General features: G+C 57.1%; 19 protein-coding genes. 11 read left to right on the top strand and 8 right to left on the bottom strand.

The window, feature by feature from the left end:
- Positions 1–21: 21 nt before the first annotated feature.
- The 3 genes from QPL96_RS05715 (at position 22) to QPL96_RS05725 (ending at position 2,772) form a co-directional block, all read left to right on the top strand.
- On the top strand, positions 22–258 hold the full coding sequence (locus QPL96_RS05715) for a DUF2970 domain-containing protein (protein ID WP_303286196.1): 237 nt from the start codon (positions 22–24) through the stop codon (positions 256–258).
- 362 nt (positions 259–620) lie between these two features.
- Positions 621–2,273, top strand: a complete 1,653-nt coding sequence (locus QPL96_RS05720; RefSeq protein WP_303286198.1) for a nitrite/sulfite reductase — start codon at positions 621–623, stop codon at positions 2,271–2,273.
- On the top strand, positions 2,266–2,772 hold the full coding sequence (locus QPL96_RS05725) for a DUF934 domain-containing protein (RefSeq protein WP_303286199.1): 507 nt from the start codon (positions 2,266–2,268) through the stop codon (positions 2,770–2,772). Before QPL96_RS05720 ends, QPL96_RS05725 begins: the two co-directional genes overlap by 8 nt.
- A gap of 261 nt (positions 2,773–3,033) precedes the next feature.
- Here the strand turns inward: QPL96_RS05725 and QPL96_RS05730 are convergent, their stop codons facing one another.
- Positions 3,034–4,032: a YhdH/YhfP family quinone oxidoreductase gene (locus QPL96_RS05730; RefSeq protein ID WP_303286200.1), complete on the bottom strand. Its 999-nt coding sequence runs from the start codon at positions 4,030–4,032 to the stop codon at positions 3,034–3,036.
- Positions 4,033–4,055: 23 nt separating this feature from the next.
- Positions 4,056–5,120: a protease SohB gene (gene sohB / locus QPL96_RS05735; RefSeq protein WP_303286201.1), complete on the bottom strand. Its 1,065-nt coding sequence runs from the start codon at positions 5,118–5,120 to the stop codon at positions 4,056–4,058.
- Positions 5,121–5,349: 229 nt separating this feature from the next.
- Between sohB and QPL96_RS05740 the strand changes: the two genes are divergently transcribed.
- Entirely contained in the window at positions 5,350–5,664 is a 315-nt protein-coding gene (locus tag QPL96_RS05740; protein WP_303286203.1) for an SCP2 sterol-binding domain-containing protein, read from the top strand.
- Between the two features lie 98 nt (positions 5,665–5,762).
- Here QPL96_RS05740 and QPL96_RS05745 read toward each other — a convergent pair whose 3' ends face one another.
- The 4 genes from QPL96_RS05745 to QPL96_RS05760 form a co-directional block, all read right to left on the bottom strand.
- A complete protein-coding gene (locus QPL96_RS05745) occupies positions 5,763–7,469 on the bottom strand; it encodes a chemotaxis protein (RefSeq protein WP_303286204.1) in 1,707 nt (568 codons plus the stop codon).
- A 218-nt stretch (positions 7,470–7,687) separates the two neighbouring features.
- Positions 7,688–8,398 (bottom strand): DNA polymerase III subunit epsilon, encoded by a 711-nt coding sequence (dnaQ, locus tag QPL96_RS05750; RefSeq protein ID WP_303286206.1) that lies wholly within the window; start codon positions 8,396–8,398, stop codon positions 7,688–7,690.
- A gap of 39 nt (positions 8,399–8,437) precedes the next feature.
- Entirely contained in the window at positions 8,438–8,881 is a 444-nt protein-coding gene (gene rnhA / locus QPL96_RS05755; protein ID WP_303286207.1) for a ribonuclease HI, read from the bottom strand.
- Positions 8,793–9,719, bottom strand: coding sequence for a class I SAM-dependent methyltransferase (locus tag QPL96_RS05760; RefSeq protein WP_368388905.1), 927 nt, complete (start codon positions 9,717–9,719; stop codon positions 8,793–8,795). Before QPL96_RS05760 ends, rnhA begins: the two co-directional genes overlap by 89 nt.
- A gap of 96 nt (positions 9,720–9,815) precedes the next feature.
- Here QPL96_RS05760 and gloB point away from each other — a divergent pair, with 96 nt between their 5' ends.
- From gloB to QPL96_RS05795, 7 genes are all read left to right on the top strand, one after another.
- Positions 9,816–10,610 carry a hydroxyacylglutathione hydrolase gene (gene gloB / locus QPL96_RS05765; RefSeq protein ID WP_303286208.1) on the top strand — a complete coding sequence of 265 codons (795 nt, stop codon included), beginning with the start codon at positions 9,816–9,818 and terminating at the stop codon, positions 10,608–10,610.
- Positions 10,611–10,778: 168 nt separating this feature from the next.
- Complete coding sequence (locus QPL96_RS05770; RefSeq protein ID WP_303286210.1) at positions 10,779–12,479, top strand: LysM peptidoglycan-binding domain-containing protein; 1,701 nt, start codon at positions 10,779–10,781, stop codon at positions 12,477–12,479.
- 12 nt (positions 12,480–12,491) lie between these two features.
- The gene (locus tag QPL96_RS05775; RefSeq protein ID WP_303286211.1) at positions 12,492–14,315 is read left to right on the top strand and encodes an extracellular solute-binding protein; all 1,824 of its coding nucleotides are present in this window, start codon (positions 12,492–12,494) and stop codon (positions 14,313–14,315) included.
- Positions 14,316–14,330: 15 nt separating this feature from the next.
- Positions 14,331–15,416, top strand: a complete 1,086-nt coding sequence (locus QPL96_RS05780) for a microcin C ABC transporter permease YejB (RefSeq protein ID WP_303286213.1) — start codon at positions 14,331–14,333, stop codon at positions 15,414–15,416.
- A complete protein-coding gene (locus QPL96_RS05785) occupies positions 15,413–16,441 on the top strand; it encodes an ABC transporter permease (protein ID WP_303286215.1) in 1,029 nt (342 codons plus the stop codon). The genes QPL96_RS05780 and QPL96_RS05785 overlap by 4 nt, the downstream gene beginning before the upstream one ends.
- A 1-nt stretch (position 16,442) precedes the next feature.
- Positions 16,443–18,041, top strand: coding sequence for an ABC transporter ATP-binding protein (locus QPL96_RS05790; RefSeq protein WP_303286216.1), 1,599 nt, complete (start codon positions 16,443–16,445; stop codon positions 18,039–18,041).
- 90 nt (positions 18,042–18,131) lie between these two features.
- Positions 18,132–18,917, top strand: a complete 786-nt coding sequence (locus QPL96_RS05795) for an enoyl-ACP reductase (RefSeq protein ID WP_303286217.1) — start codon at positions 18,132–18,134, stop codon at positions 18,915–18,917.
- Between the two features lie 89 nt (positions 18,918–19,006).
- On the opposite strand, the gene QPL96_RS05800 is transcribed toward QPL96_RS05795, so the two are convergent.
- A complete protein-coding gene (locus QPL96_RS05800) occupies positions 19,007–19,420 on the bottom strand; it encodes a PilZ domain-containing protein (protein WP_303286218.1) in 414 nt (137 codons plus the stop codon).
- A 23-nt stretch (positions 19,421–19,443) separates the two neighbouring features.
- Complete coding sequence (locus QPL96_RS05805) at positions 19,444–21,267, bottom strand: DUF1631 family protein (protein ID WP_303286219.1); 1,824 nt, start codon at positions 21,265–21,267, stop codon at positions 19,444–19,446.
- Positions 21,268–21,385: the final 118 nt, after the last annotated feature.

The following is a 21,385-nucleotide window of genomic DNA, read 5'->3' on the forward strand; positions in this document are numbered from 1 at the left end:
ACTGATAACAGGGGCGGCTTTATGAGGGAATCCTCCGGGGCGGAAAACAAGGATCAACAAAAACCAAAAGGACCCGGCGTTCTGAAAGTCATGCAAAGCATCCTGGCTGGCGCTTTCGGGGTTCAGTCCGACAAGCGCCGGGAAGAGGATTTTTCAAACCACAGCCCCTGGCCCTACATTATTGCCGGCGTGCTATTCACCGTCAGTTTTGTGGTGGCACTGATTGCGATCGTGCAGCTGGTTCTGGCCAGCCGGTAAGGTTATTGACTGGAGACCCAGACCACCGCCAATGCTACAGCCAGCATGACCAGCAGAACGGCGGCAACAGCATCCGCCTGGCTATCTGAGCGCACGGTCTTCTTCATGTCTTTTCCTCTTTCCGGGTTCAATGTCGCTTTCTTGTTATCGAAGTTCCAGCGAGGTGCAACGGCTCCGCTGACGCTTTTAAGTTAAGCAGGAAATTGATATTCGTCCAGTTCACTGTTCTGCCTGCTTATCGCCTGAATCGATAAACATATTTTGAAATAATCATTTTAAGAATAAAAGGCCGCTGTTATCCTTCACTGCAGATATAAGGCCGTCGGCCCGGATATGACGCTTTCAAGCAGGATCTTCCTACTATGTACGTATACGATGAACACGATCAGCAGTTAGCTGCTGAGAGGGTTGCCCAGTTTCGTGACCAGACCGAGAGGGCCCTGGCCGGCGAACTGGCTGAAGATGAGTTCCTTCCCCTGCGCCTGCAGAATGGCCTGTACATTCAGCGTCTTGCCCCGATGCTCAGGATCTGTGTTCCCTACGGCATGATGCGTTCTGACCAGCTTCGCAGGCTGGCACGCGTCACCCGTGACTATGACAAAGGCTACGCCCATTTCACAACTCGTCAGAACGTGCAGCTGAACTGGCCTGCGCTTGAGGATGTCCCTGACATTCTGGCAGAACTGGCCGAAGTGGAGATGCACGCCAACCAGACCAGCGGTAACTGCATCCGGAACACCACCACGGACCAGTTCTCCGGTGTTCAGTCTGACGAAATTGCAGACCCGAGGCCCTATTGCGAAATCATTCGCCAATGGTCTACTTTCCACCCGGAATTTGCGTTCCTGCCGCGCAAATTCAAGGTGGCCGTGAATGCGTCGGAGCATACAGACCGGGCGGCCATTCAGGTGCACGATATCGGCCTGCAGATGGTCCGCAACAATGCCGGTGAACTGGGTTTCCGGGTTCATGTTGGCGGTGGCCTGGGCCGCACACCGATGGTCGGGCCGGTGATTCGTGAATTTCTTCCCGAGCTGGATCTGCTCACCTATCTGGAAGCCGTGCTCCGGGTTTATAACCGGTACGGTCGCCGGGATAACAAGTTCAAGGCCCGTATCAAGATTCTGGTCAAAGCACTGACGCCGGAAGGGTTTGCCGAAAAGGTCGAAGCCGAGTGGGCCCACATCAGGGATTCCCCGACCCGTCTGACCCGCGACGCCATTGAGCGTATCCAGGGCTACTTCACCGAGCCGGATTACGCAGCACTCGAGAATGCCACGGACTTATTGGCTAGCCAGCGTTTCGAGCACAGAAGCTTTGACCAGTGGCTGACTCATAACGTGGACACCCACAAAAAACCGGGTTATGCCATTGTTACCCTGACCATGAAGAAGACCGGGACGCCTCCGGGTGATGTCACTGACCGGCAACTTGAACAGATCGCGGATCTGGCCGACGAATACAGTTTTGGCGAAATCCGGGTAACCCACCATCAGAACGTGGTACTTGCGGATGTCCGCCAGGATCGGCTGCTGGAGCTTTGGCGGGCCATCACGCCCATGGGGTTTGGCACTGCTAACCTGAACACACTGACGGATGTGATCTGCTGCCCCGGTGGTGATTTCTGCGCCCTGGCCAACGCCAAATCGATCCCGGTGGCCGAAGCCATCCAGCGAAAGTTCGATGACCTCGACTACCTGTACGATCTGGGCAATATTGATCTGAACATTTCCGGCTGTATGAATGCCTGTGGTCACCACCATGTTGGCAATATCGGAGTTCTCGGTGTCGACAAGAAGGGTGAGGAGTTCTATCAGATCAGTCTGGGCGGTTCGTCCCACCATGATGCCTCAATTGGCAAGATCCTGGGGCCGTCGTTTGCACGGAACGAGATGCCCGAGGTGATCGCCAAGATCATTGATGTGTTCGTGGATAAGCGCACCGAGGAAGAAACCTTCCTGGACACTTATCGCCGTGTTGGAATTGATCCTTTCAAGGAGCGGGTTTATGCCTAACGTTATTTCCCGGGATGGCAGCATCCGTCACGACAACTGGGTTGTGGTGCCCCGCCCTGCTGAGGGCGAGTCACTGGATATTCCCGCTGACCAGCCGGCGCTGATCCCGGCGGATCTGTGGCTGGCCGGCCATGAGCATTTTGCTGGCCGCCAGGACATCGGCGTGTGGTTCGACAGCCATGACGAGCCGGAGATCCTGGATGGCCGGGTGAATGAGTTGCCGGTGATTGCGGTGAATTTTCCGAAGTTCAGCGATGGCCGCGGTTACAGTATTGCGCGGTTGCTGCGGGAACGTTTCGGCTATGTGAGTGAGCTGCGGGCCATCGGGGATGTGCTGCTGGACCAGCTTCAGTTCATGAAGCGGTGCGGGTTCGATGCCTATGTGCTTCGACCTGACAAGGATATTACCAAGGCGGAGAGGTGCCTGAACTTCTTCAGCTTTGGGTATCAGGCGGCTACCGATACCGACATTCCCCTATTCCGGCGCCGGGCCTCTTAATAAGCCTTGGGAGTACGAAGAGAGGGAACTTGGTTTCCAAAACACGCTCCTTGCGGCACATCCCTGTGACGCTTGGGCTCCGCCATCCATGGCTCCGCACAGTTTTGGAAACCAAGTTCCCTCTCTACTATATCAGCTACTCGACCAGCTACTCGGTTGGTTCCAGGGAATTCTTTTTCCTGACTTTCCCGGTAGCTGCAGGTCGGATCAGGCGAAGCCGTAATCCGACAAACCAGGAAGCCTCTTCCTCAATCTTGCTTCTTACTTCGAGTGATCAAGAACAATCTTCCCGGAAGACTCACCCTTCAAGAACGCCTTCAACGCCCTATCCAGCTCACCTCGTCCGATATCGCGGGCCGAAGCTTCAGTCTTCGGACAGGCCCATTCACCCGCGAACTTCTTCCAGACCGCTTCTTTCTCCGCCAGAGGGATCTCAACGGAATCCACGCCTAGCAGGTTCACACCACGCAGGATGAACGGCAGCACAGTCGTCTGCAGCCCAGGTCCGGCAACCAGGCCGCAGCATGAGACGGAGCCGCCTGGCAGGATCTGTTTGAGGAGTTCGGCCAATGGGCCGCCGCCGACGGTGTCTACCGCGTTAGCGAAGATTGGTTTAACCATCGGTTTCTTTTCTTCGGCCAGGGTTTCGCGGCCGAGGACTTCTTTGGCACCCAGGGCTTTGAGGTCGTCGGCGTGGTCGGCTTTGCCGCTGATGGCAACAACGTCAAAGCCCAGCTTCGACAGAAGTTCCACCGCGACAGAACCAACTGCGCCGGAGGCGCCGGAAACCGCGACCTTACCCTGTGCGGGTTTCGCACCCATGGTCAGGAGTTTCTGAATGCAGAGGCCGGCAGTAAGACCGGCGGTGCCATAGATCATGGCGGTTCTGGCATTCCAGCCGGAAGGCATGGGCACACACCAGCCAGCAGGTACACGGATGTATTCACCGAATCCGCCGTCGGTGTTCATGCCCAGATCGTAACCGGTGACGATAACCGGGCTGCCTTCTTTGGGCGTGCCGGTGGCTGATTCCACCACTTCGCCGGCGGCGTCGATGCCGGGGGTGTGAGGGAAGGAACGGGTAACCCCTTTGTTACCGGAAGCCGACAGCGCATCCTTATAATTCAGGGAAGAGTGAGTAACCCGGATGAGCACGTCACCTTCCGGAAGGTCTGAGGTATTGAGGGTTTTTTCTGCCCCGACATATTCTCCGCCCTGTTCCTCAACGCGCCATGCTTTGAATTCGGTGTTGTTTGTCATGATTGTTCCCCGCTTTCTGTAGGCTACTGGATTTTCTGGTTGCGAAACGCACTCAGTATTTTCCAGACGGTGTGTTCAAGCGCTGTACTGGTTGCCAACCCGAGTTTTTCCGGGAGCGTCCGTTTGCGCTGGTAGGCCACTGAGACTACATCCGCCCTGTCGCAGGCTTCAATGAGATATTCGTCGGAGGTCTTGATCTCGTCGATCAGTTTTACCTCCAGTGCGCGCTTCCCAAACCAGATATCGCCGTTGGCTACCGCAGTTATATCCAGTCCCGGCCGACGTTCACTGACATATTCCTTGAACAGAACATGGGTATCCTCAAGATCTTCGAGGAACTTCTGACGGCCTTTATCTGTATTCTCACCGAAAATCGTCATGGTCCGTTTGTGCTCGCCAGCTGTCAGCACTTCGAAATCGACATTGTTTTTCTGGAGGAAGCGATGGAAATTGGGAAGCTGGGCAACGACACCGATAGACCCCAGGATGGCAAAGGGTGACGCAACGATTTTGTCGGCAACGCAGGCCATCATGTAACCGCCACTGGCGGCGACCTTGTCGACACAGGCGGTCAGGCGGACGCCCTTGGTGCGGATACGGTCCAATTGGGCGGCTGCAAGGCCGTAGGAGTGAACCAGCCCACCACCGCTTTCGAGGCGAATGACGACTTCGTCCTTTTCCGGGTCGGCTACGCTCAGTATGGCAGTGATGGCCCTGCGTAGAGGATCGGTATCGCTGGCTTTGATGTCACCATCAAAATCAAGCACATAGACCCGCCCTCGGCTCTCTTCCCTGGCATTATTCTCCTGCTTTTTCACCTTGGCCGCTTTTTTCTCGGCTTTCTGTTCTTTCTTCCGGGCCTTTTCAAACGCCTTGCGTTCGTGGTCAGACATCAGTCTGGCCTGAATGACCTCGCGCAATTTGCGGTACTTTTCATTGAGCTTTTCAATCTTGAGCTCTCCCTCGCCCTCATGATCGCCCCGGCCCTTCTGGGCTGCCGATATGATGACAGAGATCACGACCAGCGCAGCCACTGCAAAGGTTACGATTTTGGCCAAAAACAAACCGTATTCTGTCAGGAACTCCAAAGTGCTTCTCCAACTGAGTGTGCAAAGACAAGAGTGTAACTTACCGAATTTGTGGTGATAAGGAGAGCAAAAAAATTAAAACAAGCGTTCGATCAACCTTGACAGAACCGACCACTGACCATAAAGTCGGATTGCGAGGTCGGCTCCACCCGGGCACCCGAAAAGGCTCGTGAACCCAGGGACATCAAGCCGCCGTCATGACAAGACAACCATCAAAAAGGGTAAAACAATGTCTGTAGCTCAGGTATTTGAAAAGCTGGAACAGAATTTCAACGCAGACGCAGCGCAGGGCCTGGACCTGGTTTTCCAGTTCGACATCGAAGACGACAAAACCTACCATCTGGTCATCAACGATGGCACCTGCAAGATGCACGAAGGTGCCCATGGCGACCCCTCCGTTACCCTGATCATGAATTCCGAAACCCTGCAGGGCATCGTTTCTGGCGAGACTGACGGCATGCAGGCGTTCATGGCCGGCCAGCTGCGTGCTGAAGGCGACATGATGCTGGCTACCAAACTGGGGGAACTGTTCAGGATGGGCTGACAGCCCTGACCGGGTATAAAAAACCTGCCGTTTTGCGCAGGTTTTTTATACCCGGAATCAATTACTGGCCGCGGAACTGGACCGCTGCCCTCGCCTGCTCAAAGCCCTGCATCGTCGAGCGACGATTCGGCGAGTTTAAGCAGGTCAAGGTTCCGGTCTTCGCTCTTGCCCATGCTTTCTATGTAATATTCCAGGGATGTCAGGGCATCCGCCAGTGCCTCCAGCACCTGATCGGCCGGGGCTTCCCTGGCATCCAGCAGGCGCTCCTGGATTGACGCTGCAACCCGCTCGAGAACACTGGCAGAGGCGGGATCGTTCACCATTTGCAAACCGCCCCAGATACTGTGGAGTGTTGCCGGCAGGTTGGCGAGGTGGAGCTTGTCGTAACCGGATTCAATAAAGGCGGTTATCGCCCGTTTTGCCAGGGTCAGCGCGCCGCGGGCTTCATCGGCAACCACGTAAAGGGCTTCCCTCAGATACACGGACTCTTCCCGCTTTCTTTCGCCGCTGGCAAGAGCATCGGTCTCCGAGGTAATACCGCGGGTTACAATCTGCATGACCGCGTTTTCGATATCCAGAACCGAGTCGGCAAGGCGATAGAGCTCGTCGTCACCCGGCAGACGGGACTCTTTTTCCCAGCCACGCAGTTTGCCGGCCTCCGCCCTTGAAACAGCCGCCAGCTTGTTCAGATCAAGCATAACCAGGGTATTGGCCAGGCGCTCCAGCGCGTCCGCAATGGAAGACAGCTCCGCAAGATCTGGCTCAATTCCGCGCTCGATGATATCCAGCTTGTCTTTAAGCTGATTCAGTTCATCCTGCAGGGCTTCCGACAGGGATTTGAGCACGTCGGTACCCGGGCCATACAGGCGACGGGCGTGGGCCTCGAGCTTGGCATCCGAGTAGTCGGCCGGAGCAAGATGGTAGGCAGAAAGTACCTGGATGACTTCCGGGTTGGCCGAGCCGCTTCGGTAAAGCAGATAGACCAGATCACGGATCAGCGAATCCGGTGCATCTTTGGCTGTCGCTACCTTGCCGACATAAACCACTTCCCGGGCGTACTTTTCAATCCGCATGAACATGCGCTTGCGTGCCTTGGTGATCATCATGGCCCGATCAAGCATGGCGTCAGCCACGATACCCACCAGGCACCACATCTGGCCCATGGGTGCGCCCTGGCACAGACGGGCGAAACCTCGCGCCGCGCGGCCGATCAGTTTTTTGTTCACCGCATCGTTACGCTCACGAAGCATCCCCAGAAGTGCAACCTGGAAAGTAAGACGCATGCGCCGGGCCAGTATTTCGTATCCGGCCTCATCACCCTCGAAAGACTGAACGGAAAAACCGGCACAGAAATCCGGCCGCTCCTTGACATCGACATCAAAAAAACAGGATTCGGGATAGGGTTTTTCCCTGCGGGCTGCCCGGAGATCGTTGATAACCGGCAACAGGAGTTCGGGATGATCTTCCCGTTGCTGGTGGTAGTACTCCACGTAACGGCGAAGGATAAACAGTGCGCTGTTCAGTGTGGTCAGCAGGATATTTTTATCGTCATTGGCACCAACAGGTACGTCGTTGGCCATGGTCACCGCTTCCTGGCAAAGCAGGGTTCCGCCCCGCAGCTCCACGAGAATGAAAATGCCCCGAAGCTGGTTGATGAAATCCACACAGTTCTGGAGATCCTCACCCCTTTCGCGGTTTTCCTGAAAGCGTTCAAGGCTGGATTCTGCCTGCTTGATGGTCTGTTCTATTTCACTCTTGACCAGATCAAACGACTGCGATTTCGTCGCGAGAGACGACTGAACCATAAACGCTTCCCGTTAACTTTGCGGAGGCTACCGCACCCTCTTTGATGGACATTGGCCCGGTAATGGCGGGCCAGGCCTTTTTGTTGTGAGCCGGTCGAACCCTTTTCCGGCCAAAGCAAGTTCACAAAAAACTGGCGAACTTATCATTACTTATAACACAAAACTCAAGTAGCTCAAGAAAGGCGGAATGTAACATTTGGTACAGGCCGACCCAGTTCTCATTCCGCGCTCCGGAGTTTGCCCCACACGGTTTTGCCGGCCTGTTTTTCAAGGAGGGACATGAATTCCTTGTGGGCGTCACATTCCGCCACGGAAGCCCGGACCACGGGCAGTGGCTCCCTGTCTGGCGACAATCTGCGGATACCGCTGGCACCGCCGCCGCTTTCTGCGCTGGCATCCAGAGACAGAGCGGTCTGGCCGCCCGTCAGCAGTAGATAGACATCGGCCAGGATCTCGGCATCCAGTAACGCTCCGTGAAGCTCCCGGTTACTGTTATCAACACCGTAACGTTTGCACAGGGCATCCAGGCTGTTTTTCTGGCCCGGATGCCGGGCCCGGGCAATGGCCAGGGAATCCACAACGCCACAATGATCAGCGGTTTTTCGCAGCGGTTTCAGGCGTGCGAATTCGGCATCCATGAAGCCCACATCAAACGCGGCATTATGGATGACCAGCTCGGCCCCCTTGATAAACGCGAAGAATTCGTCGGCAATTTCGGCAAACTTTGGCTTGTCGACAAGGAATTCGTTGGTAATACCGTGAATGGTGATGGCGTCGGCCTCGACCTCACGCTCCGGATTAATGTAGACATGGTAGTTGCGCCCTGTGAGCCGGCGCTCCATTAATTCAACACAGCCAATCTCGATGATCCGATGGCCTTTTGCCGGGTCGATGCCCGTGGTTTCTGTATCCAGTACAATCTGTCTCATTACCTCTACCCGGTTATCCGCAGTCTGTTCATCGGGGAATCAAGCATTGGCGAGCTCTTCAACCCCTCGGTTGGCGAGCTCGTCTGCCAGTTCGTTGTCGGGAACGCCGGAATGCCCCTTGACCCAGTGCCAGTTGACTTTATGCTTTGCGACTTCGGCGTCCAGCTCGCGCCAGAGATCCTCGTTCTTCACCGGCTTTCTGGCTGACGTTTTCCAGCCGTTGCGCTTCCACCCGGCCATCCACTCAGTGATGCCTTTGCGGACATACTGCGAGTCAGTGAACAGCTCCACCTCACAGGGGCGCTTGAGCGCCGCCAGCCCCCGGATAGCCGCCATAAGCTCCATTCGGTTGTTGGTGGTTCCTGCCTCGCCGCCGTGCAGCGTTTTTCGGCTATCACCGTAACGCAATACAACGCCCCAGCCTCCCGGGCCCGGATTGCCCTTGCAGGCGCCATCGGTGTAAAGGATTACCTTGCCAGCCATTCGCTCTCCTGGATCCGTCAATCGATGTGTCAGTCCGCTTTATGCATCGGTGTTCCGTTTCGGCTGCACGCCCCCGGCTGCAACCCCGTGAGGCACCGACCGCTCCGGTGCCCGGTACGCTGATCACCTTGCTCTGGCGCCAGACAGGTCGCCTGGGAAGCCGGGCAGGCACGCGCTTCCTGGCAAGGATACAGTAATAGGCACCCACTGGCAGGAACCTGTTCCCGGATAGCCGATTATCAATCCGGCTGACGGTCTTCCGGCCACTTCTCTGTAGCGGTGACCGGAAAAAACGCGTAACGGAGGCCTCAACGTTGAAGCCCAGCAGGTGAAGCCAGTCCTCCATGCGCCCCCGCAGCAGGAAACGACCACCCCAGGGACCCTCTTTGCTCCGGAACAGGAGTTTCCGCATCCCCCAGAGACTGAGGGGATTGAAACCGATCAGGGCCATGGTGCCCTCCCCCCTGAGCACCCGCGCAGCTTCCCGGATAACCTGGTGAGGGTAGGGTGAAAAATCCGCGGTGTGATGCAGCACCACCAGATCCATGGAATCACCGGGAAATGCCAGCTCGTCGGCGTCACAAATGGCAACGCCATCGGGTATCTGGGGATGCCACCGGGGGGTTGTCATGATTCGCTGGGCAAAATCGGTGCCGGTGGCCAGGGGAAGCCGGTGGCTCACGCCAACCTGAAGCTGCCTCGCCCCGGTCAGGTGCTGCAACTCTGCCTCGACAAACCGCCGCTGATCGGCGAGCAGCGCCCTTCCCAGGGGGGTCTGGAACCAGCGTTCGAAACTCTCATGCCTGGCCGAAAAATCCACTGCGTCGGAATCACTCACCGTTGCGCCACTCCGTGAAGGCCGAACCTGTGGTTGGGGCCTTGTATTTAATGCTCTATCATATCAGTCACATTCGACAAGCACATGTGGGGCCCTATGCTAACCATTTCCGCGATACCTGCGTTCAGCGACAACTACATCTGGTGTCTGTCTGACGCCGCCAATGGCAAAGCCCTGATCGTGGACCCCGGGCAGGCGCAACCGGTTCTGGACCACCTGGCCGAACAGCATCTGACTCTGGATACCATTCTGGTGACCCATCACCATCCGGATCATGTGGGAGGCGTCAGGGAACTGCAGTCTGCCTTCGCCGGCTGCCGGGTGACCGGCCCGGCGGACTCTCCCTTCCAGGGCAGCACCAGCAAGGTGCACCCGGGAGATGAGGTGATCTGGGAAGACATTACCTTCCAGGTGCTCGGTGTTCCGGGCCATACCCTCGACCACATTGCCTACTTTACCGATATGGAGGTTGCAGGCCGGCCGGTTCTGTTCTGCGGCGACACCTTGTTTGTATGCGGTTGCGGTCGTTTGTTTGAGGGCTCGCCGGAGCAGATGCACCAATCCCTGCAGACCCTTCGGGCCTTGCCCGGAAAGACCGCCGTCTATTGCGCTCATGAATACACCCTGGCGAACCTTCGCTTCGCCCGTAGCTGGCTACCCCAGGACGAAGCACTGAAAGATTTTGAGGAACAGTGCCAGACAGCGCGGAACGCCGGCAAAGCGACAGTGCCCTCCGTTCTGGCAGATGAAAAGCGCCTCAACCCGTTTCTGCGCTGGGACGATCCCGCGGTTATCGATGCCGCCCGGTCCTACTGCACCAGGCAGGGGCTGCCGGCCGATTCGGACAGCGCCATATTTTCCGCCATCCGGCATGGCAAGGACAACTTCTGACGCCGGGGTGTACGCGATTAACAAATCCTCTCATCGACGTAACGAGAGGTTTCTTGCCCCTTGAAAAGCGGTCCCATAGAATCGTTTCAACTTTGTGACCGTAAATTGTTCAATATGCCGGATTTTCAGACGCGGGACCCGGCTTCAACCTGGAACCGGATGTCTCTTATGTCGGTCAGACGAATGTCGTTTTTGTTTCTCACCGCAGCCCTCATCAGCGGGTGCAGTATCCTGGACGGACAGGCTCAGGATAATCCCCTGGACTCTGAAAAAGTCACTGTAGCCGCGGGAGACGACAGCCTCAAACAGTCCGTTGTATCCGGAGAGAAGCGAGATGCTGCCCGTAATGAGCCGCTGGATGAAGCCATAGCGCCCGAACTCAAGACCACGGCAAGAAATGCCCGCGACAAGCTTGATAATCCGGTCCAGCCCTCCCCTGAGGCGGCAGTTGTTGAGAAAGATCTTTGGGCAAAACTCCGTTCCGGGTTTGCATTGAATCATGACGTGGACAACGAGCGTGTTCGTGATCAACTGAACTGGTATGCGAGCCACCCGGGCTACATCGACCGGGTGGTCGAGCGGGGAAGCCGTTACCTGTATTACATTCTGAAGCAGACTGAAAAGCGCGGGCTTCCAGCGGAATACGCCCTTTTACCCGTTGTTGAGAGCGCCTTCGACCCCTTCGCCTACTCTCATGGTCGCGCAGCCGGCCTCTGGCAGTTCATTCCCTCAACCGGGAAACATTTCGGCCTGAGACAAAGCTGGTGGCACGATGAACGGCGCGACGTTGTGGCCGCCACCGATGCGGCTCTTACCTATCTTGAACGGCTGGCAAACCGGTTCGATGGTGACCATACGCTGGCGTTGGCCGCCTATAACAGCGGTGGTGGCACGGTATCCAGTGCCCTGCGCCGTAATCGCAACAGCAACAGACCCACCGATTTCTGGTCACTTCAGTTGCCGCGCGAAACCCGCCACTATGTACCGAAACTGATCGCGCTGGCAAAGATCTTTGACAACCCGGAGGCCTATGGCATTGAACTGCCCGCGCTGAAGGACGAACCCTATTTCGAGATCGTCGAAACCGGATCCCAGCTGGATCTTGCACAGGCGGCGGAAATGGGCGGCGTGGACATTGATGAAATCTACCTGCTCAACCCCTCATACAACCGTTGGGCAACCACCCCTGAAGGCCCGCACCGTTTGCTGGTGCCGGTTGAAAATGCGGAAACCTTCCGGTCGGCACTGGCGCAGATACCGGCCAAAAACCGGGTTTCCTGGCGCAATTATGTGGTGAAATCCGGCGATAGCCTGAATTCCATCTCCCGGCGCTTCTCGACAACACCGAAGGTGCTTCAGCAGGTCAATAACCTGAACAGTGACCTGATCCGGATCGGCCAGCGCCTGCTTATTCCCTCTGCCTCCAAGGGCAGTGACGCCTATGTACTCAGCGCTTCCCAGCGCCTTGACCGTAAACAGTCCCGGGAGCGGGACGGCAGCAAGGTTCGGTATACCGTTCGCAAGGGCGATACCTTCTGGGACATTGCCCGGGAGCACCGGGTGTCCGTTCGCGAGGTTGCGGCCTGGAATGGCATGGCACCGGGAGACCCCCTGATGCCCGGCAAGGAGCTGGTTATCTGGTCGAAGACCAGCCAACCGACGGTATTGGCAGCCAGCAGCTCACGGGGCGAGGCGATGGTTCGGAAGGTGGGCTACCGTGTTCGCAAAGGCGACTCCCTGGCCCGTATTGCCAGCCGTTTTTCCGTAAATGTGCAGGACATCGCAAGCTGGAACGACCTGAAGATGTCACGTTATCTGCAACCCGGACAAAGTCTGGTACTCTACGTTGATATCCGAAACAGTCCCTGACGTGCGAGACTCATGACAAGAACACGGAAAGCCTCAACCCTTACGTCACTCTTTTCCGTACTGGCGTTCGTCGCCATACCCGTTTTCTCCCCGGCTTCCGCCGCTGGAACGGCTGAACCGAAGCATGGCATTGCCATGCACGGCGAGCCGAAATACCCGGCCGGATTCAGTCACTTCGACTATGTGAATGCGGAGGCGCCTAAGGGCGGCACCGTGAAGATGGCCGTGGTTGCCAATGGGTTTGATTCCTTCAACCCCTTCGATATCCGTGGCGTGGCCGCTGCGGGCATCAGCGACTACCTTTACGACACCCTCCTGGAATCCTCCGACGATGAGCCGTTTTCAGCCTATGGCCTGATTGCGGAATCCCTGGAAACACCTGGCGACCGCAGTTACGTGGTGTTCAACCTACGGCAACAGGCAAGATTTCAGGATGGCGAACCGATTACCGCCGAAGATGTGAAGTTTTCCTTCGAGACCCTTACCACCAGGGGCCACCCCTTTTTCAGAAACTATTACGCGGACGTCAGCAAGGTCACCATTGAAGGCTCCCACCGTGTCCGCTTTGATTTCAGCGGCACCAGTAACCGGGAACTGCCGCTGATCCTGGGGCAGATGCCCATACTTCCGGCCCATTACTGGAAAGACCGGGAGTTCGGAGAGAACGGACTTACTCCGCCGGTTGGCAGTGGTCCTTACCGCATCGGCAGCTTTGAGGCCGGGCGCTCGATCACCTATCAGAGGGTGGATGACTACTGGGCCCGGGACCTGGGTGTACGCAAAGGCCGGTTCAACTTCGACCGGATTATCTACGATTACTATACCGACGACACCGTCGCCCTGGAGGGCTTCAAGGCCGGCAGCTTTGACTTCCGCCTCGAGTCCTCCGCCAAGAACTGGGCCACCGCCTATACCGGTGAAAAATTCGAAAACGGCACGATTATAAAAGAGGCCATTGAGCATCATCGGCCAACCGGCATGCAGGGCTTTGCCTTCAACACCCGCAGAGAAGTGTTTTTCGACCCTTTGGTCCGTGAAGCTCTTGCCTATGGATTCGACTTTGAGTGGACCAACAAAAACCTGTTCTTCGGCCAGTACACCCGCACGGACAGCTATTTCGAAAACAGTGAACTGGCATCGACAGGCCTTCCGCGAGGCCGGGAACTGGAAATACTGGAAGCTTTCCGGGGCCAGCTCGATGACAATGTCTTTACCGAAGAATACACACCACCAGAGACAGACGGTCAGTCTGGCTTGCGGCAGAACCTGAAAACCGCGCTGGAGCTTCTCAGGAAAGCAGGGTATGAAATCCGGGACGGCAAGATGGTACATGGGAAAACCGGAGAACCACTGGCTTTCGAGATCCTGCTGTTTCAGAAAAGCTTTGAAAGGGTTGTCCTGCCCTTCAAGAACAATCTTGCCCGCCTTGGTATTGATATGGCTGTTCGTCTGGTGGACAGTAACCAGTATATCCAGCGTCTGCGTGAATTCGATTACGACATGATTACCCAGGTTATCGGTCAGTCAGATTCCCCGGGTAACGAGCAGCGGGAGTACTGGCACTCCTCAACGGCAGACGCGAAAGGTTCCCGGAATTACATGGGCGTGAGTGATCCCGTTGTCGACGAGCTGGTCAGTATGGTCATTCAGGCACCAGACCGGGAAGAGCTGGTACATCGTGTAAGGGCCCTTGACCGGGTCCTGTTGAACGGCCATTACGTGATTCCTCACTGGCACCTGACCCGGGACCGGATCGCCTACTGGAATTTCCTCCAGCGTCCCGCGGAGACCCCGAAAAACGGCGTTGATCTGAACAACTGGTGGGCAAAGCCCTGAGGAATCCGCCGATAAATGGGCATCTACATACTCAGGCGTCTGGCGCTGATTATCCCCACGCTGATCGGGATCATGCTGCTCAATTTTGTCATCGTGCAGGCCGCGCCGGGCGGCCCGGTTGAGCAGCTCATTGCGGAAATGGAAGGTCACGGCGGCAGCGCCCTGGCCAGGGCGTCCGGCGGTGGCAGCGGCGGTGAGGTGGCGGACGCCTCCGGCGACAGCCGCGGCTCCCGTGGCATTCCCGAGGAGCTTCTGAAGGAAATCGAAGTGATGTACGGCTTCGACAAACCGGCCCACGAGCGCTTTTTCAAGATGCTTGGCGATTATGCCACTTTTGACTTCGGAGACTCCTTCTTTCGGGAAAGAAGTGTTATCGATCTGATCCTGGACAAGATACCCGTGTCCATCTCCCTTGGCCTCTGGTCGACCCTGATTATCTATTTCATTTCCATTCCCCTGGGCATCCGCAAGGCCGTCCACGACGGCTCCCGGTTCGATGTCTGGACCAGCTCGGCCATCGTGATCGGCTATGCCATTCCGGGCTTCCTGTTCGCCATCCTGCTGATTGTCCTGTTTGCCGGCGGCAGCTATTTCGACTGGTTCCCCCTGCGGGGCCTCACGTCCTCGAATTTCGAGGAGCTGACCTGGTACCAGAAGGTTGGTGATTACTTCTGGCACCTGGCACTGCCGGTTACAGCGAACGTTATCGGCGGTTTCGCCACGCTGACTCTGCTCACCAAGAACTCCTTCCTTGATGAAATCGGAAAACAGTATGTGGTGACTGCCCGGGCCAAGGGGCTTGATGAAAAAGATGTGCTTTACGGGCACGTGTTCCGTAACGCCATGCTGATCGTTATCGCCAGCCTGCCCGGCGTGCTTGTTGCCCTGTTCTTCACCGGCTCGCTGCTTATCGAAGTCATTTTTTCCCTGGATGGCCTGGGGCTCCTTGGCTTTGAAGCCGCACTGAACCGGGACTATCCGGTGATTTTCGGTACGCTGTACATATTCACACTGATGGGCCTGATACTGAAGCTGATCAGCGACATCACATACGTACTGGTGGACCCGCGAATCGACTTTGAAAGCCGGGAGGGTGCGTGAGCTTCCGGTCTCTGACACCTGTTCAGCAAAGACGGCTGAGAAACTTCCGGAACAACCGACGGGGATTCTGGTCTCTCTGGCTTTTCCTCGCTCTCTTCGGCCTTTCCCTGGTGGCTGAGCTGATCGCTAACGATTCCCCTCTCATTGTTTCCTACAAGGGAGAGTTTTATTTTCCCGTTGTTGAATCGGTTCCGGAGGAAACCTATGGCGGCTTCCTGCCTACCGAGGCCAATTACCGGGATCCTTTTATTGCCGGTGAGATCAAGGCCAATGGCTGGATGCTCTGGCCACCCATCCGGTTCAGTTACAACACGATCAATTACGATCTTGAGGTCCCCTCACCGGCACCGCCCAGCGCGGAGAACTGGCTGGGAACCGACGACCAGGGGCGGGACGTCGCGGCCAGGGTCATCTATGGCTTCCGGATTTCTGTACTCTTTGGTCTGACACTGACCATCGCCAGCTGCATTGTCGGAGTCATTGTCGGCGCCATTCAGGGCTTTTATGGTGGCAAAATCGACCTGCTGGGTCAGCGCTTTATTGAGATCTGGTCCGGCCTGCCAGTGCTGTATCTGTTAATCATTCTTTCCAGTATTGTTCAGCCGAATTTCTGGTGGCTGCTGGGGATCATGCTGCTTTTCAGCTGGATGGGGCTGGTGGATGTGGTACGTGCGGAGTTCCTGCGGGCCCGTAATTTCGAATATGTGAAGGCTGCCCGGGCCCTGGGGCTGGACAACGGCAAGATCATGTTCCGGCATATCCTGCCCAATGCCATGGTGGCCACCCTCACCTTTTTACCGTTTATCCTGACCGGGGCGATTACCGGTCTAACCTCCCTGGACTTTCTGGGCTTTGGCCTGCCCTCGGGCTCGCCATCCCTCGGCGAACTGATCGCGCAGGGCAAAGCCAATCTCCATGCACCCTGGCTCGGGATTTCCGCGTTCGTGTCCCTGTCACTGATGCTCACCCTGCTGGTGTTTGTCGGCGAAGCCGTTCGTGATGCCTTTGATCCGAGAAAGAGCTGATATGAACCACCTGCTTCAGATTTCCGATCTTTCTATCCGGTTTGATCAGGGCCCGACAGCGGTCGATTCACTGTCACTGGCCATTCGTGAAGGCGAAACGCTGGCGCTGGTGGGTGAAAGTGGCTCTGGGAAATCCATCTCGGCGCTCTCGATACTCCGGCTGCTGGATGAGCGACACGCCAGTTATCCGGGCGGCAAAATCCTGTACCGGGGTGAGGACCTGCTCACTGCTAACGTGAAACGCATCCGCCAGATCCGCGGCCGGGAGATCGGGATGATCTTTCAGGAACCAATGACCTCCCTGAACCCGCTGCACACGGTGGAAAGGCAGATTGGTGAAACGCTCGAGCTTCACAAGGGAATGCGCGGCCCGCTGGCCCGGAAGCGCTCTCTGGAGTTGCTGGAGCTGGTTGGCATTCAGAACCCGGAGAGCAAGCTGGGCGCTTACCCCCATCAACTGTCCGGCGGGCAGAAACAACGGGTAATGATCGCCATGGCCCTGGCCAATGAACCGGATTTGCTGATTGCGGACGAACCAACGACCGCGCTCGATGTTACTGTCCAGAAACAGGTTCTCGAACTGCTCCGGGATCTGCAGGAAAAGCTGGGTATGGCGATTCTGTTGATTACCCACGATCTCACCATCGTGCACCGCTACGCGGATCGGGTTGCGGTGATGGAACGCGGCAAACTGGTGGAGGAAGCAGACACAAAAGACCTGTTTTCGTCCCCCCGGCATGCCTACACCAAAAAGCTGCTGGATGCGGAACCACCAGAAGCGCCTCTGGCACTGGGGCAGAATGCCGAGACACTGCTCGCCGTTGACCAGCTGGACGTTCGCTTTGCTATCCGGAAAAACCTGTTTGGCAAAGTGAAAGAGTCCTTCCATGCGGTACAGAGCGCCGGATTTGAGCTGAACCGCGGTGAAACCCTGGGTATTGTCGGTGAAAGCGGCAGCGGCAAAACCACCATTGGCCACGCCCTGCTCAAGCTCACCGCCAGCACCGGCAGCATCCGCCTCGCTGGGCAAGAGCTGGCGTTTCTCAACCAGAAAGGGTTCCGCCCCTGGCGCCGCCGGGTTCAGATCGTGTTCCAGGATCCGTTCGGAAGCCTCAGCCCGAGGATGTCGATTGCCGAAATTGTCCGTGAAGGCCTGGAGATTCATGATCGGCAAAACCCCAGTGAACATGACCGGAAAGTGATCCGGGCGCTCACCGATGTTGGCCTGGATCCGGAAGCCAGACACCGCTACCCCCATGAATTCTCAGGGGGCCAGCGCCAGCGGATTGCCATTGCCCGGGCGCTGGTACTGCAACCGGACCTGATTATTCTCGACGAACCGACCTCCGCCCTGGACCGCACCGTCCAGAAGCAGGTGATTGAGCTGTTGCGGGATATCCAGGCCCGTTATGGTCTAAGCTATATCTTTATCAGTCACGACCTGGCCGTTGTGCGTGCCCTCAGCCATAAGCTGCTGGTGCTGCAGCATGGCCGGATTGTGGAATACGGAAACGCGAGCGATATTTTCCAAGCACCCCGCGCGGACTATACCCGTGAGCTGTTGAATGCCGCGTTCTTTTACCAGAACTCAACTATTTAACAAAATTCAACTACGACTATTTGAGCGTTACCCCGGCCAGCCCACATCGGGGATAATGCACCAAAATCAGGAACACAGGGAGAACGACCCATGGGAATCCTCAGTGGCAAGAAAGCACTGATCGTTGGCGTAGCCAGCAAACTGTCCATCGCTTACGGCATTGCCGAGGCCTTCGCCCGGGAAGGCGCCGAACTGGCGTTTACCTATCAGAATGAAAAGCTGCAGCCACGGGTTGAGAAATTCGCAGAACAATGGGGCAGCAAGCTGACCTTCCCCTGCGATGTCGCCAGCGACCAGGAAATCGAGAATGTCTTCAAAGAGCTTGGCAAGCACTGGGACAACATTGACATCATCGTGCACGCCGTCGGCTATGCACCGGGCCACGAGCTTGATGGCAACTATGTTGACGTGACCACCCGCGAGGGCTTCCGCATTGCCCACGACATCAGCTCCTACAGCTTTGTCGCCCTGGCCAAGGGCGCCCGCAGCATGATGCATGAAGGCAGCTCGCTGATAACCCTGAGCTACCTGGGGGCAGAAAAGGTTCTGCAGAATTACAACGTCATGGGCCTTGCCAAGGCATCCCTGGAAGCAAATGTCCGCTATATGGCCGCCAGCCTCGGCCGGGACGGCATCCGCGTGAACGGCATTTCCGCAGGTCCGATCAAGACCCTGGCCGCTTCCGGCATCAAGAGCTTCCGCAAGATGCTGGCTGAAAATGCCAGGCGCGCACCGCTTCGCCGTAACGTGACCATCGATGAAGTGGGTAACGCTGCAGCCTTCCTGGCCTCAGACATGGCCAGCGGCATTACCGGCGAGATCATGTACGTCGACGCCGGTTTCAACATCACCGGCATGGGTGAACTGGAAGACTGAGTCTTTCTCCTCACCCTGAACCGAAGGAGCCGGCTTGATGCCGGCTCTTTTCGTCTGACTGGCTGTAAACTCCATGGCTGTGCACTCCCTCAGCCTTCAGCCATGGCCCTGGCCACCGCCTCCACCCACTCAACGTATGCAGTTTCATCGGACTCGATAATCCGCAAGCCCACCAAAAAGGCAGACTCGTGGGGCCGACACCAGACCACTTCCACCATCAACCGGAAGGGCTGGTCGTGATTGCCCAGAAACACCATCGCCGGCAGCAGTGCATCCAGTGAGAGCGGCTCGGCAGAAAACAGGCAAAGCCCGCCGGCCGAAATATCGCGAATACCACATACCAGCTCTTTGCCACCAAAGGCCGCGTCTTCCGGCATTCCCGGGGGGCCGGATTCGAGCTCCAGAATAGCCCGGGCCCGGGCAGTCAGCCGGTAATCCGCCCGGTTATCCTGATCAATACGGGGTTCGTGCTGCGTTCCGAAGTTGTAATCGTTATCTGTCATTGTTGTTATTCCTGCATCGGCGATCAATTTCGGCCTACCCGGATGCGGCCAACTACCCTGCTGAGGGTGTCATCGAATTCCGCGGAAGTTCCGAGAACCCGGATCCGGCCCTCAACAATACCCCCTACCAGCTCGTCTTCAATAAACTCGCGCCGGTTGAGCCCCAGCCGGTCTACAAACACCAGTTTTCTGGAGGCGTTGATACGTACTGCCAGTTTCAGCCTTGCCGGCTCTTCCGAAGCGTCGTCCGGCTGCACGACAATCCAGCCTCCCAGCTTGATGCCGTCGACCTGCTTCTCGGCCAGAAGCATTTTCTCCTTTCGGATTCGTTCCTGCTCAGCCTGCTCGTCAGCCATACGCTGCTCTTCCGCCAGCTGCCGTTGCCTTTCAAGTTCCGCCTCCCTTGCCGCCTCCAGTTCCCTGCGACGCTCCTGGGCAGCCGCTTTCCTGTGCCGGAGTTCTTCCGCCCGTAATCTGGCAGCCTCGGCGGCCTGCTCCCGTTGCCGGCGTTGCTTGTTACACACGCGGGCCAACAGTTCCACGGTCTCCGCAAGCACCTTACCAAAAGGCGTGGGTGTCGGCAGTGGCCGGATCTGCTGCTGAGCCAGGGTCTGTTGGAAGTCACTCCAGGGCTGAAGCCCCAGTTTTACGCCGGCACCGTTTGTCCAGAGAATTTCTGCCGATTCGCCCAGAAACGCATAGAAAAAGCGGCGTTGCTCGCCCGAACCTTCACCTTCGACAAACCACTGGCCCTCAAAGGCTTCGAATGCTTCTTCCGGGGGCGTTTTGAACCCCAGCCAGGCCGGATCCCATTGAAAATTGCCGGCCGCCGGAAGAGCATCAACCAGATCCGGCACCTCACCGCGAAGCCTGGACACCATAACGGCCTCAAGGCCGGACAGCGCATCTGCCGGTAAGGGCCTGCCGTGCACCCTGCCCCAGACGTCGAGAATCCGGTCTCCGATCTGCTCCCCCACATGATAGAGCCGGTTCCGGTCTTTATCCGAGAGCGAGGGGTCGCCAATCCAGACCAGCCATTCAAGGAGCTTGCTGGCGTGCCGGAAGGTTTCATCCTCCAGGCCGGAATTCCACACCGACTGTTTCAGCAGGCCCTGCCAGTAATCCAGGATAAACCGGACGATGGCTGCAGGCACCCGGCGCCCCTGTAATGCACGCCCGATCAGCGCCCTTGCAATCTGGTCCGCCTTGCGTTGTCTGGCCGCCCCTTGTTCTGTCTCCAGCAGCCGCTGCCTGAGCTTTCCGGCCTGGGCATTTCGTTTCGCCGCGTCTTCCCGCCACTGCCGGCAAAAGGCTTCCAGGGATTCCACGCTGCCGGACTCGAAACTTGCCGCTACGGCAATTACAAGGGCATCAAGCTGGTCAAGCAGAACCTTGCCGGAACGACCTCCGGAATCGTTCCAGCCACGCCACTCCTGCAAACTGTCCAGCCATGCCAGCAGGGTTTCGCTGAATGTTTTTTTCCCATCAAGGTGCATTCGCCAGGCCAGGTAAAACCGGAGCCGTGCAATCCTGCGAGCGAGGCCCGGGTGCAAGCCGCTGGTTTTCAGGAAAACATCCATGATGCGATCAGCAACGTAGGCAGCGTTGATCTGGCGGGCCGACCATTCCAGATGTACCGAGCAGATAACCTGGGTAACGCGCTCATCCCGTTGTTCAGACCAGCAGGAGAGCAGCAACGGGCGCCAGTCGCTTACAGCACCCGGCTCAAGCTTGCCTGCGGGGTAGGGAAGGTCAGGAACCCGGATACCGGCCAGGATGTCGTCTATTTTGCCCGAAACAGCCCGGCGGGAAGGCACATCCTTCGGTCTCTGCCTGTGTGGTGACATCCGTTCCCCGTACTCAAGAAGCGTTGAAAAGACCCTGTAAATGACGCAGTATAACCAACTCGCCGGGATTTACCGCAACCTTGCACCGGTGTTATTTGCGTCAAACTGTAACTCTGCT

It is taken from the genome of Marinobacter sp. SS8-8, assembly GCF_030540945.1.
In the GTDB taxonomy this organism is placed as follows: domain Bacteria; phylum Pseudomonadota; class Gammaproteobacteria; order Pseudomonadales; family Oleiphilaceae; genus Marinobacter.